The 17,327-nt window shown below is 63.6% G+C and carries 12 protein-coding genes and 1 pseudogene; 7 read left to right on the top strand and 6 right to left on the bottom strand.

Going from position 1 to position 17,327, the window contains the following annotated elements:
* Positions 1-18 precede the first annotated feature (18 nt).
* From RAH40_RS22010 to RAH40_RS22000, 3 genes are all read right to left on the bottom strand, one after another.
* A complete protein-coding gene (locus RAH40_RS22010; RefSeq protein ID WP_306599785.1) occupies positions 19-1,113 on the bottom strand; it encodes a hypothetical protein in 1,095 nt (364 codons plus the stop codon).
* A 487-nt stretch (positions 1,114-1,600) separates the two neighbouring features.
* Positions 1,601-2,638: a site-specific integrase gene (locus RAH40_RS22005; RefSeq protein WP_306599784.1), complete on the bottom strand. Its 1,038-nt coding sequence runs from the start codon at positions 2,636-2,638 to the stop codon at positions 1,601-1,603.
* 489 nt (positions 2,639-3,127) lie between these two features.
* On the bottom strand, positions 3,128-4,045 hold the full coding sequence (locus RAH40_RS22000; RefSeq protein ID WP_306599783.1) for a nucleotidyl transferase AbiEii/AbiGii toxin family protein: 918 nt from the start codon (positions 4,043-4,045) through the stop codon (positions 3,128-3,130).
* A 203-nt stretch (positions 4,046-4,248) separates the two neighbouring features.
* Between RAH40_RS22000 and RAH40_RS21995 the strand changes: the two genes are divergently transcribed.
* Both RAH40_RS21995 and istB read left to right on the top strand, forming a co-directional pair.
* Positions 4,249-5,670, top strand: a complete 1,422-nt coding sequence (locus RAH40_RS21995) for a hypothetical protein (protein ID WP_306599782.1) — start codon at positions 4,249-4,251, stop codon at positions 5,668-5,670.
* On the top strand, positions 5,667-6,443 hold the full coding sequence (gene istB, locus RAH40_RS21990; RefSeq protein ID WP_306599781.1) for an IS21-like element helper ATPase IstB: 777 nt from the start codon (positions 5,667-5,669) through the stop codon (positions 6,441-6,443). Before RAH40_RS21995 ends, istB begins: the two co-directional genes overlap by 4 nt.
* 532 nt (positions 6,444-6,975) lie before the next feature.
* On the opposite strand, the gene RAH40_RS21985 is transcribed toward istB, so the two are convergent.
* Together RAH40_RS21985 and RAH40_RS23120 are read right to left on the bottom strand one after the other, a co-directional pair.
* Positions 6,976-7,551 carry a type IV toxin-antitoxin system AbiEi family antitoxin domain-containing protein gene (locus tag RAH40_RS21985; protein WP_306599780.1) on the bottom strand — a complete coding sequence of 192 codons (576 nt, stop codon included), beginning with the start codon at positions 7,549-7,551 and terminating at the stop codon, positions 6,976-6,978.
* 672 nt (positions 7,552-8,223) lie between these two features.
* Positions 8,224-8,523: pseudogene (locus RAH40_RS23120) on the bottom strand (hypothetical protein); the annotation flags it as partial.
* Between RAH40_RS23120 and RAH40_RS23115 the strand changes: the two are divergent.
* The 4 genes from RAH40_RS23115 to RAH40_RS21965 all read left to right on the top strand — a co-directional run bounded on the left by RAH40_RS23115 (position 8,437) and on the right by RAH40_RS21965 (position 15,906).
* A complete protein-coding gene (locus RAH40_RS23115) occupies positions 8,437-8,793 on the top strand; it encodes a DUF3427 domain-containing protein (RefSeq protein WP_373432592.1) in 357 nt (118 codons plus the stop codon). The pseudogene RAH40_RS23120 and the gene RAH40_RS23115 overlap by 87 nt on opposite strands.
* A gap of 507 nt (positions 8,794-9,300) precedes the next feature.
* Positions 9,301-11,451, top strand: coding sequence for a TonB-dependent siderophore receptor (locus RAH40_RS21975; protein WP_306599778.1), 2,151 nt, complete (start codon positions 9,301-9,303; stop codon positions 11,449-11,451).
* Between the two features lie 13 nt (positions 11,452-11,464).
* Complete coding sequence (locus tag RAH40_RS21970) at positions 11,465-12,649, top strand: PepSY domain-containing protein (RefSeq protein WP_306599777.1); 1,185 nt, start codon at positions 11,465-11,467, stop codon at positions 12,647-12,649.
* A gap of 326 nt (positions 12,650-12,975) precedes the next feature.
* Positions 12,976-15,906 (top strand): ATP-binding protein, encoded by a 2,931-nt coding sequence (locus tag RAH40_RS21965; protein WP_306599776.1) that lies wholly within the window; start codon positions 12,976-12,978, stop codon positions 15,904-15,906.
* A 71-nt stretch (positions 15,907-15,977) separates the two neighbouring features.
* Here the strand turns inward: RAH40_RS21965 and RAH40_RS21960 are convergent, their stop codons facing one another.
* Positions 15,978-16,523, bottom strand: coding sequence for a pyridoxamine 5'-phosphate oxidase family protein (locus RAH40_RS21960; RefSeq protein WP_306599775.1), 546 nt, complete (start codon positions 16,521-16,523; stop codon positions 15,978-15,980).
* Between the two features lie 272 nt (positions 16,524-16,795).
* On the opposite strand from RAH40_RS21960, the gene RAH40_RS21955 reads away from it, so the two are divergent.
* On the top strand, positions 16,796-17,239 hold the full coding sequence (locus tag RAH40_RS21955; protein ID WP_306599774.1) for a MarR family winged helix-turn-helix transcriptional regulator: 444 nt from the start codon (positions 16,796-16,798) through the stop codon (positions 17,237-17,239).
* The last annotated feature ends 88 nt before the right edge of the window (positions 17,240-17,327 follow it).

The raw sequence follows: 17,327 nt of genomic DNA, 5'->3' as shown, positions 1-17,327 counted from the left end.
TAACCAAGGAGCCTGCTTTTATATACTTCCGCAAGTCCCCCGGTGAGCGACCGGACTGGACGGGCGTTTTTCACCCTGCCGCGAAGCGGCTTCGTTCAAGCGGAGGGACCGGTTGTTCAGCTGGGCTACCTGTCGAAATATTCGAATCATGAGTTCCCACTCGCACTTGAGTAAAGCATCACGGACCGATTTCTGAGCCGGTGAAAGGAGGTATTGAGGTCTGGAATCGGTAGCCAGTGCGCCAAAATCCTCAAGAACCAGGGTTTGCACCTCCCTGAAAATATCTTCAGCGACTGACCAGTACCAGCTTTGATATCGCAGGTTAAGTTCCCTTTTGACCAGAGCGAACTGTGCCCTCCATTCCTTTCTTGCTGCCGGGGACCTGTGGCTGTAGAAGGGGTGTGCCTGGAGCTTTTCCCACCTTCGATGCCATTTCTGGATCTCAGACGGGAACTTGATTGGGTTACCTAGATTCCAAAACAAGTTTGCCTTTGCACCCCAATCAAGCCCTCGGATCTCTTCGGCAGGTCCAAGCGTTTGAGAGACTGGTTCCATTCGGACTAACGCCCGGAACTGGTCCGTGAGCTTTCCTTGGAGGCAAAGCAGGGTGGCAGAGATTGGCTGGGTCAAACCAGATGGGAGGAAGGATCTGGCTCGGTCAAATGGAATTATAAATCCACCACCAGGTGCCGGGAGATTAAGCCTGTCTTTGACCAGATCAAGCTGGACTTCTTTTGAGTATTCAAGACCCGCTTCATCTTCATTGGATGGGGAATAAGCCAGTTCCATCCGGCGATCACCCCATTCCCTTTGGACGGATTTAACTTCCTTCGCCCATTTCCTTGCCGCCTCCTGCAAGAGAATGGGATGCAATCGCTTAAGCTTGGGGGAAAGTGGACTGATGCCTTGCCGAATTCCATATATCCAAGGCAGGAAAATTCCTGGGCGTGGTTGATTTCCCATTGTGATCTCCTGATTCCATTTCCTAAATAGCACTTCCCGCACCGTTTCCAGGGTTTGGAAATACTCATTTAGGATGTGGACGCTTCGCGAGTTCGGAGCCAATTCAAGAAAACAAGCCGGCAGGGGGGATGGGAAGCAGTGGTCAATCATCGGGTCGATCCTCCTCGGACCCATTCCGGGACCGTGGAAGGATAAATACCGCAAATGAGTTGCGCAGAATAGATCTTGACCTATACTCTAACTTAAATCATTCAATGAGTTTGAAGTCAATTTTGTTGGTGAACGATGCGTGCTTGTCAAAGTCATGAAAGTACTGGTTGAAGGCAGACCGATTTCTAGTAGGACAATTACCCAATCGCATTGAACAGGTCTAACATCAATCATAAGAATATATATATTCAACGCCTTTAAGCTGACGGATTCCGGGGCATTCGGCAGCTGATCTATGCCCTAAAGTTGAATTCAAACAGAATTGCCGGTTCAAAGCCTCATTAGGGTCCCTACGTATTGAGCATCTGTATTATCAGAGCCTCCACCCGACCTAGCCCGGTGGACTCTCTTTGAAAGCGTCCACCGGGTTGTGTCAATTACGCTATGTGTTTGTCAAAGAGCAGCATTGATTGCTTTGGCGGAATACCTACGCCAAGCCAAGCTTTAGGCTGAGGGCGTCCTGTGAACGGCGCTTGGCGTCCAGGGACGTTTCAACGTAGATCATGGTCGTGGCGATGTCCTTGTGACCGAGCATCCCTTGGATTTCTGTGATGGGAGTTCCGGTTTCCGCATGTAGGGAGGCGAATGTTGCCCTCAAACGATGCTGGGTGATGTGCCCAAGCCCAAGATCCTGACTCACGCGCTGTAGAGTTTTTTTGCAGAAATGAGGGTGGTGCAGCTTTCCATTCTCCCCGGGAAATACCCACTCGCTGAGTGTCTTTGGCATGGCATAGATCGCCTTCCAGAGCCAGCCAGGGACGGGGATAACCCGGGCTTCCTTGCCCTTGGCTTTGCCCACGGTATAGGTGCGTTGATCTGGAGAGAACCATTCCCAGCGCATTCCCAGGGCTTCAGATTCTCGGATACCCAGCCCAAGCATCACCTTGAGCATCACCGCAACCTGGGGAGAGTGGCACTGGGCGTCAACGGCAGCAAGAAACTCCGGAACCCTGGAACCTGGTACGGTGGGGCGTGGCTTCTTCTGGAGTCGAAGCGGTTTGATCTTGAACGGAACTTGCCCGATGTACCCGGCGTCCACAGCGTGGTTCCACAACAGCTTTACGACCCGGAGGAGGTGATTCGCGGTTGCCATGGATCGTCCCTCCTCCAGCATCCGGGTACGGGCTTCCAGGATCATCCCCTGACTAACCTTATCAATGGGGCAGGAGCCAAGATGAGGTGTCAGCCAGAGCCGGGTAATGTGCTCAACGCCCCGCCGATGACCCGCAGATGCCGTCTTGGCGTGAGCCGCCAGCCAGTCCTTGACGAGAAGGTCGAAGGTGGGCGCGTCCTTGGGCGTGACGGGCTTGCCAAGAAGGGCTTCCTGGCGTTTGCCTTCCAGGACCTTCCTTGCTGTCTGGAGGTCATGGGCGCGAGTGCTGCCCTTGTATTGCTGCCCATTAATCCTGAAACAGTAGTGGTATACGTCTCCAACCTTCTGGAGTCCGTTCTTGAAGCCAGCCATTTCTCCCTCCGGGGATGTGGAGGGAAGAAGCGGATTGAAAACCCGGCTGGGGGCGTCCAGGTGCAATAGAGGTGCAAACCTGGGCAGGTGGCGTGGTGGCACCTGTGCAGAATGTTGAGCAAACACTGTAATGATTTAGGTTTGGTTGCTCATTTTCTTCATCGCAAGTAACTTGTTTGATTACTACGAATCTGAGGGTCGGGCGTTCGAATCGCTCCGGGACCACCACTCAAAGCCCCTGAAACCACAAGGTTTCGGGGGCTTCGAGTTTCTGGGGACCTCTTCCGCGGGTACTCCGGCGTACTCTCGTAAGTGCTGGAAATATCGCCTGTACGCCCCTCTGCTTGACACAGATTTGACACCGGAAACACCCCCCAGGAGCCCCCTCGGAGGAAGCCCCATCAGGGAAGAATCTTGAGGACCCCTCCACCTACAAACGGCCAGCAGTCTTCATTGAGGGGATCCCTATCTGAAGCTGGTGCTACGGATTCAATGGATCTTCAGAATTCTGCCCATGGCTTCAGCCAGGTCGTGAACCACCTGCTCAAGCTCCATGGAGGGATCCGCTCCCCTCTTGCGTAGAAAGGCTTTCCATTGCGTTTGCTTCTGGTGATCCACTGCAAACGCAACGGACAGGCCTTCGGGGATCCTGGTGGGGAGTGGTGTCTGTCGCCGTTGGAAGGTGGTGTGAATGGCCTCCCGCAGGGTGTCCTGTGGGATCTCAAACCGGTTCAGGATCGTCCAGACGTCGTAGTAGTCCTTTAGTCGGCTGTTCACAAGACCGAGCTCGACCATGGCCTGGAACTTTTCGGCAACCACTGTGGCCTGCGAATAGGCGCGAAGCCTGGGACAAGGGAATCCCAGCAGGCTTGGGTATTCAACCTCCTCGGGTGCCGGAAAGACCGCATCTCCAAAGCCGATATCCACCTGGAGACCGATGCGTGCTGCACCCAGGCGCGCCAGGAGCGTCACACGAACGCCCTGGTACAGATTGTCTTCCCGGATCTCCGAACCTTTTACGCTTTCAGGAAGAAACTCCAAGCCATCGGCTTCAACAGGAAGCACGCAAAGGTCCCGGAACACAGCCTCCAGACGTGGGATGTCTGTGGTGCCTGATCCCAGCAGGTCAAGATCCTTGGTGGTTCGGTGCGCCTGTCCCATCCAGAGCTCGAAGAGCATTGCGCCCTTTAGGATGAAGCTGCCCTTATGGGACGACTCACTCAGGCGATAGAGGAGTCGCTCGATCCCGAAGCGCTTCAACACCAGGTCAAGGTCCTCGCCCCGCTGCTTGGCTAGGTTCAGCAGGCGGGCTCGGACAGAAGCAGGGAGATTGCCCGACGACACTGAGTAGTCCCCACTGCGGACAATTACACTTCCCCATCGGCTTGCCCATTCCGGGATAGCCATGGGGACTCAGATGTCGGCACGGTACCCCATGGCCACCTGGCCTTGGGGAAGGCGGTGCCATGGGTCGGGTCACGGATCAGCAGGTGAGGCGTTTGAACGAGGAAATGGCGAAGCATGGCCAGGTCGGCAGGGCGGCGATGATGGCCAATATGGACCGTAAGACGGCGCGGAGTTACATACGGGCCAAGCAGTTTCCTTCGGAGATGCCGACGGAACGGGCCTGGCAGACCCGGGCGGATCCGTTCGCGGCGGACTGGCCGGAGGTTGCGGGCCGCCTAGCCGAGGCCCCGGAATTGGAGGCCAAGGGCCTGTTCGAGCACCTGATGCGCCAGCGGCCAGGGGTCTACCAGGAGGGCCAACTCCGGACCTTCCAGCGGCGGATCCAGGCCTGGCAGGCCCAGTTCGGCCCCGACAAGGAGGTGTTCTTTCCCCAGGACCACGTGCCGGGCGAAGCCATGCAGACGGATTTCACCTGGGCAACGGAGCTGAACGTGACGATCCATGGCGAGCCGTTCCCCCACATGCTCTGCCATGTAGTGCTGCCCTACTCCAACTGGGGCTGGATCACCGTGTGCCAGTCGGAGTCCATGCTGGCCCTGCGGCGGGGGATCCCGGCGGCCCTGGCCCAGCTGGGCCGGATCCCACTGTTCAGCCAGACCGACAACTCCACTTCCGCGACCCATAAGATCGCCGCCAGCGCTGCGGTCGAGGTGGAGATCACGGGGTCGGGAGAGGAGAAGTCCACGATTCACAGGACCCGCAGCCGGAAACCCCGGGCCTATAACGACGACTACTGGGACATGATGACCGGGCACTACGATGTCCAGGTGCGGACCATCAGCGTGGGCAAGTCTGAGCAGAACGGCGACGTGGAAGCCTCGAACAATGCCCTCAAGCGGCGCCTGCACCAGCACCTGCTGCTGCGCGGCCACCGGGATTTCCCCTCGGTGGAGGCGTGGGAAGCCTGGGCCCAGGGGGTCTGCGTAATGGCGAACGCCCGCCGCAAGCGGGTTCCCGAAGAACTGGCCGCCATGCGGCCCCTGCGTGTGGAGGCGTTCGCCGAGTTCGACGAATGGCGGATCAAGGTAAGCGAGGAAAGCACGCTGCTGGTGAAGCGGAACACCTACTCGGTGCCCCCGAAGCTGCTGGGCAAGTGGGTGCGGGTGCGGCTCTACGAGATGACCCTGGAAGTCTGGTTCGCGGACCGGCGGTTGCTGGTGATCCCCAGGCTGCTGGGGGAGTATCGGACTCGCATCGACTACCGCCACGTGGTCAAGGCGATGCTCAAGAAGCCGGGCGCCTTTGCCCATTACCGGCATCGGGCGGACCTGTTCCCAGGCCCGGTTTGGCATCAGGTCCTGGAGGCCCTGCAGAAGGGCCTGGGTGAGCGCCGGGGTGAGGTCGCCTACCTGCGCAACCTCAATCTGGCCGCCGAGGAAATGGAATGCGATGTCGAGGCGGCCCTGGTGCTGCTGATGGCAGAGGGCATCATCCCGGAACCGGCGCGCGTGCAGGACCTGATGGGGCTGGGCAGACCCACCGAGATTCCGGACCTGCCGCCCCTGGTGGTGGACCTGGGCGGGTTTGACGCGTTGTTGACGGAGCGGCTGGAGGAAGCGGTATGAGCAAGGAAGCGCGTCGGCAACTGGGGGACATGCTGCGGGAACTCAACCTGACCGGGGTGGCGGCAACCTACGGAGAAGCCGGGAAACGGGCTGAGAAGGAGGGCTGGGCTTTCGACCGGTTCCTGCACCACCTGATGGAACTGGAACTGGAGCAGCGGCGCCAGAAGCGTCTGGAACGGGTGCTCAAGGCCGCCAAGCTCCCGGTCGGAAAGACCCTGGCAACCCTCAAGCAGGACCTCCTGCCCGCGAAGGTCCGCCGACAGATGGCGACCCTGATCGAAGGCGGGTTCGTCGACCGGGGCGAGAACCTGCTGGCCTTTGGCCTCCCGGGCCGGGGCAAGACGCACCTCGTCTGCGCCCTGGGCGCGGAATTGATCCAGCGGGGCTACAAGGTGTATTTCACGCCAGCCTACGCCCTGGTCCAGCGCCTGCTGATCGCCAAGCAGGGCCTGGGCCTGGAGCGCGAGATGCGCCGGTTGGACGCATTCGACGCGATCATCATTGACGACATCGGCTATATCCAGCAGACCCGAGACGAGACCGAGGTTCTGTTCACCCTCCTGGCTGAGCGCTATGAGCGGCGGACCGTGATCATCACCTCGAACCTGGTGTTTTCCCAGTGGGACCGGATATTCAAGGACCCCATGACGACGGCCGCGGCCATCGACCGAATCATCCACCACTGCGTGATCCTGGAACTGAACGGCACCAGCTACCGGGCCGACGCGGCCAAGGCGCGGATGCCCCAGCCTGAGGAATCCGCAACAGCCTGACCCCCCCCAGACCCCCCCCGGCGCCGGTCCCTGCTCGGGCGCGGATTTCCCATGGAAGGCGGGTCCCCTCCCATGGAAAACCGCAAAGGGCGCGGTTTCCCACGGGCCCCGCCCCCCATTCCACGGGAAACCCGCCTCCCTCGGCCTGCGGCTGGAAACCGCTAGCGCGGTTCCCACAGGGGCCAGCGCCAAGGGCGCAGCAGCAGCGGGTGTCCATTTGTAATTGTCGTCGGGTCTGCTTTTACCACCCGTGTCTATGGCGATGTCAGGGAAGAACAGGTAAGCCAGCGGCTCCGCCGCGCCCTGGCGATGGGGAATTGTAATTGTCGTCGGGTCGGTTTTTCCCTCATCCGGTATCCGACCGCGGGCACACCGTTGCCTCACGTAAGGACCCGACCGAAATCCCAAGTCCACGCTCCTAAAAACTTGGTAAGCCGGCTGCTACGCAGCGGCCCCTCGATGGGGAATTGTAATTGTCGTCGATGGGGAATTGGCGTTGACGTCGGGCAGAGATCCTTCTTTGGCTCGGGATTCACAGAAGGGCCTCCAGGTATGGGCGCATGGTGTTCCAGGCTCGATGTTTTTTGGCCACCAGTGCAAGTTCGGCTGGTGTGCATAGTCGACGCTGGAGGGCTTCCTTGAGGGCGAGGATGGCGACGTCTATCCCGATGGATCTTCGATGGCGAAAGCAATCCGTGATGGTGCGGGGGACATCGGTGATTCGAACCTCGGTGCCCTCGATCAGGACCTGGAGGGTGTTATTGAAGAGGCGCTCGGGTTCGCAGCGGAAAATGGCGAGCGAAGGGTAGTCGACCTTGGGCTTCCAAGCCTTCCGGCTGATGAACACCCAAACCTGGTGGGGCATTTCATCGGTCAGTTCGTGGTAGCGCAGTGCTGACGCTAGGCCGATGACGCACCCAGGGACCCGCTTTGCGACTTCCGCGAGGCTGTGATGTTCCGTCCAGTCCCCATTCGCCAGCGTGTACAGCCCACGCCCTGTGCGTTCCAGGACCCCTTGCTGATGGAGGAGCGAGAGGTTTCTAGGGTGAATGCCGAGTTCGGTAAGGTCTCGCGGGCGGAGGACCCCCTTCACCTTGATCAGGGCCATGATCTGTGAAGTCTTCGTGGGTTGAATGGTCACTCCGAAAGTATCGGCTAAATTAGAAAAATAGCCAATGAAATCGGAGTTGGTTCTCGAAAGCCCTCGAAGCAATCGGGGCGGCCTTGAATAGGAAGTGGATACCCCATAAAGCCTTTGGCTGGCTGGCAACCAGCAGAAGGCTCTGCGAGGAGACTTCTCAAGCGTTCCTGGCGACACAGATCGGGTTCGGATCACAATTGCTCGAATCCGGTCTGAGCCTGATCGACACATTCCCCCGCGATCGCCCCGAGCGTCCCTCACAATCAATGGGTCGCCCAGACAGGCGAGACGGGCAGCGTGGGCGGTCAAACCGGACGATCGCGGCCAATGCCCTCTTGCTTATGACTAGGAGCCAATCTCGACTCGAGGAGCATCCTAAGACGCAGGGTTTGCCGCCTTTTCAAAGTCCGTCCCCGCCTCTTCCCGGATCACCTGCACGCCGCTTGCGCCTTCGGGACGGAAGACATAGATGCGATCGGCGTACTTCCGCACCGTGGCAATGTCGTGATGGCTGATCAGCAGGACTTGGAAACCGAGCGCGCGGCCTGCGTCGTGGACGATCTTCACCAGGAGCGGCACGAGGTCTGGCCTCAGCCAGCAGTCGGGCTCGTCCAGCAGGAGGAAGCGGCGGTGCAGCTTGAAGGGATAGCTGTGGATGAAATGATCCCGATCCCTGAAGTTCTTGTAGGTCTGGGAGCCGTCGCCAAAATCAAAGAGCGTTTTAAAGTTATTGGACTGAGCGTGGTAGATGGTCGTGAGTTGCTCGATGCCAACATCGTTTTTCGTCAAGAGGCGCCGTTGAATGACCTCGGCCACATCCTGGGAGGTCAGCTTTAGACGGTTCTTGAAGCGATCCTGGATCTTCGAAAAGTCGTTGCCCTGCTGCTTGGTCATCTCGCCCACGACGTTGGTCATGTCCTCCTGGGCGGTCACGATGACCGGTTCCTGTCGCCATCCCTGTTCCACTGGAAGAGCCAGAGCGGAACCCCGGAGGGGAGCGCCACGGGGCTCCGGTACCAGACCCTTGGCCTGGGAGGGAACCGGGCGATCCTCTTCGTCCGGGAAACCCAGGACCAGCCCTACCTGTTCCTGGGCGAGCTGAAATATCTGCGCCACGAAGGATCCCGCCCCATGGGCATCGACTTCGAACTCAAGATGCCGATGCCCGCCAAGGATTTCCAGGCCTGGGCGAGCATCGTGGCCGCCTGAGGCGGGAGGGCCGCGCGCAGCCAGAGGCTCGCCCATTCCTCACGTTTCCGATTGAAGTCCCGGCCACGTGGATGGCCAACAGGGGGACGCCGTGGACGATGCGCCGGGGTGGGGAGCAAACCTTCGAATTTCCGGAATCCAGGCCGAAGCTTGCCCGGTTGCTGGGCAGTTGTGACGCAAATCATATTGAGACTCAATCTCGTTAGAGTATGCTTTCATTCATGCATTTGTTCTCCTGCTTGGCCCCTTGGACGTTCTTGTCCTGCGGTCCCCGAGCGCCTGGCGGTCCGATGACCCCCTTCCTTGTCCCATCGGAGGATTTTCGCGCCGACAGGAGGTAGTGGCGAGGGAACCTCCCCGCCTGATGACCACGACCCTGCCCGACGGCTCCCGGCATCCCGGGGGCAATCCCTGACGTTGCCCCCTTCCCCAGCTTTTCCGCCTCTCCTTCCTCCCCCATCCCGGCGGCCCCATGGCCGCCCAGGGAACCTCTGCCAAAGGACACGCATGCCATCCTCCATCCCCCCCTTTCCCCCCCGGGCCTCCCGGTCCCACGCCGCCTTCGGTCCGCTGACCTTCGCCCTGGCGGTGTGCATGACGCCGCTGGTCGCGCAAACCAAGCCCGCTCCGGCTCCCGAGCCTCCGGCCGAAACCGTCCTTCCGGAAATCAAGGTGAAGGCTGCCGGCGGGAAGGAGACGGCCCTGACCCCCGTTTCCGGCTACCGGCCCCGCCGCTCCATGACCGGCACGAAGACCGATACGCCCCTTTCCGAAACGCCCCAGGCCATTTCCGTGGTGAGCCGGGAGCAGATCGAGGACCAGGCCTCCGTGTCCCTGGGCGACGTCCTCAACTACGCTTCCGGCGTGCGCTCGAACGCCTACGGCGTGGACAGCCGCGGGGACTGGGTGCGGGTGCGCGGCAGCGAGCCCATCCAGTTCGTGGACGGCCTGCTCCAGATCTACGGCTACAACAACAACACCCGCCCGGACCCGTACACCCTGGAGCGCGTGGAAGTCCTCCGCGGGCCCTCCTCGGTGCTCTATGGCCAGGGCAGCACCGGCGGCGTCCTCAATCTCCAGAGCAAACGGCCCCAGGCGGAACGCCAGGCCGAAGTGGGGGTCCAGTTCGGCAGCTTCAACCGGCGCCAGGTCCAGGGCGACATCACGGGCGCCATCAGCGACGATGGCCGCTGGTCCTATCGCCTGGTTGGGTTGGCCCGGAAGAGCGACACCCAGGTGGATTACGTCCAGGACAACCGCTATGTCTTCGCGCCCTCCGTGGCCTGGCGCCCCAGCGCCGACACCAGCCTGGTGATCCTCGGCCTCTGGCAGAAGGATGAGACCGGTTCCACCGCCACGTTCCTGCCCTGGTCCGGCACCGTGCTGCCCAATCCCAACGGCCAGATTCCCACCAGCCGCTTCGTCAGCGAACCCGGATTCGACGAATACACCATGCGCCAGGCCAGCCTCGGCTACCAGTTCGAGCACCGCTTCTCCGACGCGTGGACGGTGCGGCAGAACGTCCGCTACGCCGCCAACAAGGGGAGCTACCAGACCCTGTACCCCGCCAGCAACTTCGCGGATCCCCTGAACCCCTACCTGGATCCCGAGCAGCGGACCATCAGCCGCTCCATCTGGATGAACAAGCGGGACGGCCATGCCCTGGTTGCGGACCAGTCCCTGGAGGGGAAGCTGAGCTGGGGCGCCGTGGAGCAGCGCGTCCTCTTCGGCGTCGACTACCTCCACTACACCGAGAACGCCGCGTCGGCCTACGGCTTCAGCCCCACCTTCGACCTCTATGCTCCGGTCTACGGGAATTTCACGGCCCCGGCGCTTACGCCCAACCCCGCCGTGGCGCTCAGCCAGACGGGGGTCTACCTCCAGGACCAGATCACGTTCGCATCCCATTGGTCCGTCCTCCTCGGCGTGCGGAACGACCACGTCACCAACGCGGTCGAGGGCTCCCCCACCGACCGCGACAACGCCACCACCCTGCGGGCCGCCCTGATGTACCTGACCGGCCGGGGCTGGTCCCCCTACGTGAGCTACGCCGAGTCCTTCCAGCCCATCGCGGGCACCAACTTCTACGGCCAGCGCTACAGGCCCCTCAGGGGCGAACAGCTGGAAGTGGGCCTCAAGTACCAGAGCCCGTCGGGCGCCACGACCCTGAACGCCGCGTTCTATGACCTCAAGGAGAAGAACCGCCAGGTCAACGATCCCGTCCAGCCCCTCAACATGCTCCAGGCGGGCCAGACAAAGAACCGCGGCTTCGAACTGGAAGCCAAGACCCGCATCGGGAAGTCGTTCGAACTGGTCGCGAACTTCGACCACATCGACCTGGACGATCAGCTCGAGGCGGTGCCCGCCAACCAGCTCTCGCTTTGGGGCCGGGCGCGCTTCACCTTCGCCGGGAGAACGGGCTGGTCCGCCGGCCTGGGCTTCCGCCGCACGGCGGCCTTCCAGAACCCGGCCGCCCCGGAAGTGGCCGCCACCAACCTCCTGGACGCGATGCTCGCCCTGGACACCGGCAACTGGCGGTTCGCCGTCAACGGCACGAACCTGACGGACAAGATCCACGCCACGACGATCCTGACCCGCGGCGACGCATGGTACGGACCCCGGCGCAACCTCCTGACCAGCGTCACCTACCGCTTCTAGGGAGAAGGCCGCCGTGCTCCGTCGAATTCTCGTGAAGCTTCACCGCTGGTTCGGACTGGGCGCGGCGGCCTTCCTCTTCCTCGCCGGGATCACCGGCGCGGTGATCTCCTGGGACCACGAGCTGGACGCCCGGCTCAATCCGGGCATGTTCAGGGCGCGGACGGCCGGAGCCCCGAAGCCCGTGGCCGAACTCATCGCGCGGGTCGAGTCGGCCGACCCCCGCGTCCGGGTCACCTTCGCCCCGCTGGAGATCGAACCCGGCCACACGCTCATGGTTTCCGTGGCACCCCGCATCGATCCGGGCACCGGCAAAGCCTTCGAGCCCGGCTACAACCAGGTGGCCCTGGACCCCTCCACGGGCGAGATCCAGGGAAGGCGGGAATGGGGCCGGGCCTCCCTGTCCAGGGAGAACCTCCTGCCCTTCCTGTACAAGCTGCACTACAGCATGCACCTGCCGAAGAAGGGCGGGATCGAGCTGGGGGTGTGGTTGATGGGTCTCGTCGCGCTGGCGTGGGTGGCCGACAGTTTCATCGCGCTCACGATCTCGTTTCCCGCAGCGGCGGCCTGGGCCCGGTCCCTGAGGTTCCGGTGGCGGGAGGGCGGGTTCCGCCTGGTCTTCGACCTGCACCGGTCCGGAGGCGTGTGGGTGTGGCCCCTGGTGCTGATGCTGGCCGTCACCTCCGTGGGGATGAACCTGAACCGGGAGGTCATGCGCCCCGTGGTCTCCTGGTTCTCGGACCTCAGCCCTTCGCCCTTCGCGAACCGCCCCATGGCGGGTCCGGCCCGGCCCGTGGAACCCCGGATCCCCATGGCCCAGGTCCTCGATCTGGCCCGGGCCGAGGCCCGGAACCGGGGGTGGACGGCCCCGGCCGGGGGCGTGTTCCTGTCCACGGAATTCGGCGTATGGGGCGTGGGCTTCTTCGAGCGGGACCGCAGCCACGGCGACGGCGGCCTCGGCAATCCCTGGCTCTACTTCGATTCCCGGACCGGGGAAGCCGCGGGTTCGGACGTTCCCGGCACGGGAAGCGCCGGGGACCTGTTCATGCAGGCCATGTTCCCGCTTCATTCCGGGCGCCTCCTGGGAACGCCGGGGCGGATCCTCATGTCCATGATGGGACTGGCGATCGCGATGTTCAGCGCCACGGGCGTGATGATCTGGGCGCGCAGGCTGCGGGGACGCAGGAGCCTGTCCACGTAATAGGTTCCTGGGTCGGCTGTCCAACTCCTGCTTTCGTCCTTTTCGGCCTGGTGATGCTGTCCGGGGTCCGGACGCATCCCGATCCCTCGGACCGCGCCCGGGCCTCCCGCAAGGTCGCCGATGGTGAACGGCTGGCCGAGCGACACGGCCTCCCACGCATTCGCAGGGAGCGTACGGGGGAGGTCATGAATCGGCCTGGCGTAAGCTGGAGCATCCTGGCCTTCCGATCACCGGCACCCTGACAGTGCCTCCCGGCCCGGTTGCCACCTCGTTTTAGTCCTTGTCATGCGAAACTTGGCGGCATTCCCTTTCGCGCAGGCGGCCCCATGATGCGAACCCCCACGCGCCCCGAAAACGCCCCGATGCTCGAGGACCGCCGGGAGACCCCGTCCTGGGCGCGGACCTTCGGGCTGCCATCCCTTCTGGCGGTGGCCTTCGTCGGGGTGGCGAGCCTCCTGATCGGGCGGATCCAGGGGGAGGATGGGCGCCGCCAGCGGGCCGCGATGGAGGACGGCGGGAAGGCGGTGGGCCAGGGCCTCGTGCGGATCCTGTCGGACGACGAGAGCTACCTGGAGGCGCTGGCGGCGGAGTGGTCCAGGGATTCCCTGACAGACGCGGCCTTCCAGTTCCGCGCCAGCCGCTTCGTGGCCAACCATCCCGAGCTCCTCAACCTGACCCGCGTGGACGCGGCCCTCACCATCCGGGACGCGGCCCCGCGGGAGCCCAATGCCCAGATCCTGGGCCTGAAGCTGACCCTGCCCGAACCCTTGAAGGCCGCCACGGCCGCCCGGGAGAGCAGGCGGCCGAAGCGCACCCGCCCCTTCACGGCCATCCAGGGGAACCCGTCCCTGGAGATCTGGGTGCCGGTCTATCGCGGGGACGCCTTTCTCGGTCTCATCGCCGGGGTCGTCTCCGTGGATCGGCTCCTGGGGGTGGCCCTGCCTCCGTCGCTGGCGCGGATGCTGCGCTTCGAGCTGCGGGGGGACGGGGGCGACCTCCTGGCGGAATCCAGTTCCATCGTGTCGCCCCGCCCGGGGCTCCGCCAGAAGGTGGACCTGCCCACGCCCGGCCTTGCGCTGTACACGGAAAGCCTGGCGCCGGACCGCGTCCGGGCCGGCACGGTGCTGCTCCTGGTCCTCTGCATCGGTCTCGCGGCCGCCATCGGCTGGGCCCTCTGGCTGACCCGCCGGGACGTGGCGCGGCGGAAGACCGCGGGCCGCAAGCTGCTGCGCATGGCCCAGCTCTACTCGGCGCTCAGCCAGGTGAACCAGGCCATCATCCGGTCGCGGTCCCAGGATGAGCTCCTGAAGCGCATCTGCAAGGCGCTGGTGGAATTCGGCCAGCTCAGGATGGCCTGGATCGGCCGCCAGGACCCGGAGCAGCGGAGGGTGGAGATCATCTGCGAGGAGGGGGATGCGGACCGCTACACCGAGTTGCTGGATATCCGCACGGACACCTCCAACTGGGCGGAAGGGCCGGCGGGCCATGCCATCAAGGATGGAACCTACTTCATCGCCAATGATTTTCTGAGCACCTCGGCGAATCTGCCCTGGCATGACGCGGCGGCCGCCCGGGGGTTCCGGTCCGCGGCGGCCTTCCCCATCCGGCAGGGCGGGGCCATCTGGGGCGTCCTCATGGTCTATTCCTCCGAACTCAACGTCTTCGGAGAGCCTGAGATCGGCCTGCTGTGCGAAGCCGCCGCCAACGTCTCCTTCGCCCTGGACCACATCGCGGGCGAGGCCCAGCGGGTGCGGGCGGAGGAGGCGCTCCGGGTGAACGAGGAGCGTCTCCGGAATGCCCTGGAAGGCGCCAGCGACGGCATCTGGGACGTGGACATGATCTCGGGGCAGGTCTACCTCAGCCCCCGGGGCTGCCAGATCCTCGGGTACCAGGAGGAGGAACTGCCCCAAATCGCCCGCGTCTGGAACGAGCTCGTGCATCCGGAGGACCTGCCCGAAACCAACCTGGCCCTCTCCAACTACCTGGGCGGGAAGCGGGACCTCTTCCAGGTGGAACAGCGCCTCCGGACGAAGGACGGCGCGTGGAAATGGGTCCTGGCCCGGGGCAAGGTGACCCGGAGGGACGGGCTGGGGCACCCCCTGCGCATGACCGGCACGCATACCGACCTGACCGAGCGCAAGGAGATGGAAGCGGAACACCGCCGAATGGAACTGGAGCTGCAGCATGCCCAGAAGCTCGACAGCCTGGGCGCCCTGGCGGGGGGCGTCGCCCACGACATGAACAACGTGCTGACCGCCATCCTCAGCCTCGCCGAAACCCTCCGGTTCTCCTTCCCCGAGGCCGGCGCCCAGGCCCTGGCCACGATCATCCAGGCCACGGAACGGGGCAAGGGCCTCGTGAAGAGCCTCACGGATTTCTCGCGGAAGGACCTGCCCGACGCCCGGCCCCTGGACCTGAACGAGCTGGTTCGCCAGGAGGAGGCCATCCTCCTTCGGACCCTGCGCCAGAAAGTGCAGATCCAGGTGGTCCTGGAGGACGGACTGCCCCGGATCCTCGGCGAGGCCGGGATGCTGGGCAGCGCGATCATGAACCTCTGTATCAATGCCAGGGACGCCATGCCCGAGGGGGGGACCATCACCCTGCGCACCCACCGGTCGCCGGACGGCGTCGAGCTGGCCGTGGAGGACACGGGCAGGGGCATGGCGCCCGAGGTCCTGGCCCGGGCCACCGAACCCTTCTTCACCACCAAGCCGGCTGGCAAGGGCACGGGGCTGGGCCTGGCCATGGTCTACAGCACGCTCAAGGCCCACGGCGGCAACCTGGCGATCTGGAGCGTCCCTGGAAAGGGGACCCGGGTCGTCCTCAGATTTCCTCCGGCCCCTGAGGCGGCCCTGGGGGGCCCTGCGCCCCTTCCGCCGGGTGGAGCCTCGACGCGGGCCTCCCGGAAGCTGCTCCTGGTGGACGATGACGAACTCATCCAGTCCTCCGTGCCCGCAGCCCTGTCGAACCAGGGCCATGTGGTCCATTCGGCCACGACGGGCAGCCACGCCCTGGAGCTCCTCGCGGGCGGGCTGAAGGTGGACCTGGTGATCCTGGACTACAACATGCCGGGCATGAACGGCGCCGAGACGCTGGACCGGATCATGGGCCTGGATCGGGGGATTCCGGTGATCATCGCCACCGGTTTCGTGGATGCGGAGTTGTCCGCGGCCCTGGCGCGCTGGCCGAAGGTGCTGAGCCTTCCCAAGCCCTTCACCTCCGAAGCCCTCCAGCGGGCCATCGACGTCCTGACCTGAACAGCCCCGAGTCGCTGGCGGCCCCCTGCCGGGCCTTGAGGGGGAAGGGTCGCTCCGCCCGCCGCGAACGTTCAGGAGGCCGGGAACGTCACCGCCGGCGCCGTCCAGGCCGCGGGATCGTTGTTCAGCCCATGCTTGTAGGAGATCACCTCCAGCCGTTCCGGCACCACGTGGATCAGCACCAGGTTCCTGCCGCCCGGGAAGGCCTGGTCCCAGTAGGCGCGGTGGCGCCTGGCGATCTCGGCCGGGTCGGTGACCAGGACCGCCTTGCCGCGCAGGGCGACGTAGCCTTCCATCCGGGTCAGGTCGCCGTAGAAGAGCGTCACCTTGGGGTTGGCGCGAAGTTCCTGCACCTTGAGGGTCGTGTCGCTGGTGGCCATCCAGACGGACATGTCCGCCTCGGGGGGAAAGGGATTCATGGTCCGCACCCGGGGGCCGCCGTCGGCGGCGACCGTGCACAAGGCGGTGTAGTGGCAGGACGTCATGAGTTCGCGCGCGGCGGCCAGGGTCGCCTCGCGGGATGGGGTCTTGGCCGGCGCCCCGGCCCCGGCCGGCAGGACCAGGAGGAGCGCCGCGAGGGTGGCGCGGAGCAGGGAGGATCGGGCAGGTGCGCGCATGGCGGGAGCTCCGTGGAAACCTGGATGGATGGGATGTTCACGATTCTCCCACCTTTGGACCCCCTTCAACACCACCCATGCCTGGACCCGGGACCCCCAAAAGGTGTCCGAACAATTTTTTTGCGGCGACGGTTGACGACCTAATCGTATGGACCCATACTATCCAGACCTCAACCAAGGGGACCCCTTTGACACCCTGCCCAACGCCCCAATTCCGATCGCCCAAGTATGAGCGCATTCAGCGTTTAGTCGAACGCATCGGCGCCCCGACGGTGGACCGGGGGACCCTTGAGGCCTACCTGCTGCTCATGAGCGTCTCCGACGAGATCCGGGAGATCGCCAACTCCAAGCTCTCCTGCCACGGCTTGGGTGAGGGGCGCATCATGACGCTCGTCCTGCTCCTGGAGAACCAGCCTGAGCCGCTGTCCCACTCCCGGCTGGCCGAACTGATGACCGTCACCAAGGGCAGCATCACCGGCCTCGTAGACAGCCTGGAACAGGACGGCCTGGTCAAGCGGGTCGAGGCCCCCGAGGACCGGCGCACCCGGCTGATCACCATCACCCCCGCCGGCCTGGAGCTGGTGAACACCTACCTGCCCCAGAAGTTCCAAGGCATCGAACGGCTCATGTCCGTCCTGAGCCCGGAGGAACGGGAGACCCTGGCCATCCTGCTGCAGAGGATCCAGGAAGGTCTCCCCTCGTATCGGAGCGAATAGCGCTCCCTGGCCATCGTTTGAATCCGCTCCCGGACCGGGAGGCGGCCGGAAGGCTGCCGGGTCCTTCTCTACCCACTTTCGAGGTTTC

The organism is Geothrix sp. 21YS21S-2, assembly GCF_030846775.1.
Taxonomy (GTDB): domain Bacteria; phylum Acidobacteriota; class Holophagae; order Holophagales; family Holophagaceae; genus Mesoterricola.
The sequence above is the reverse complement of the archived record's forward strand: the minus strand, read 5'-3'. Positions and strand labels throughout refer to the sequence as shown.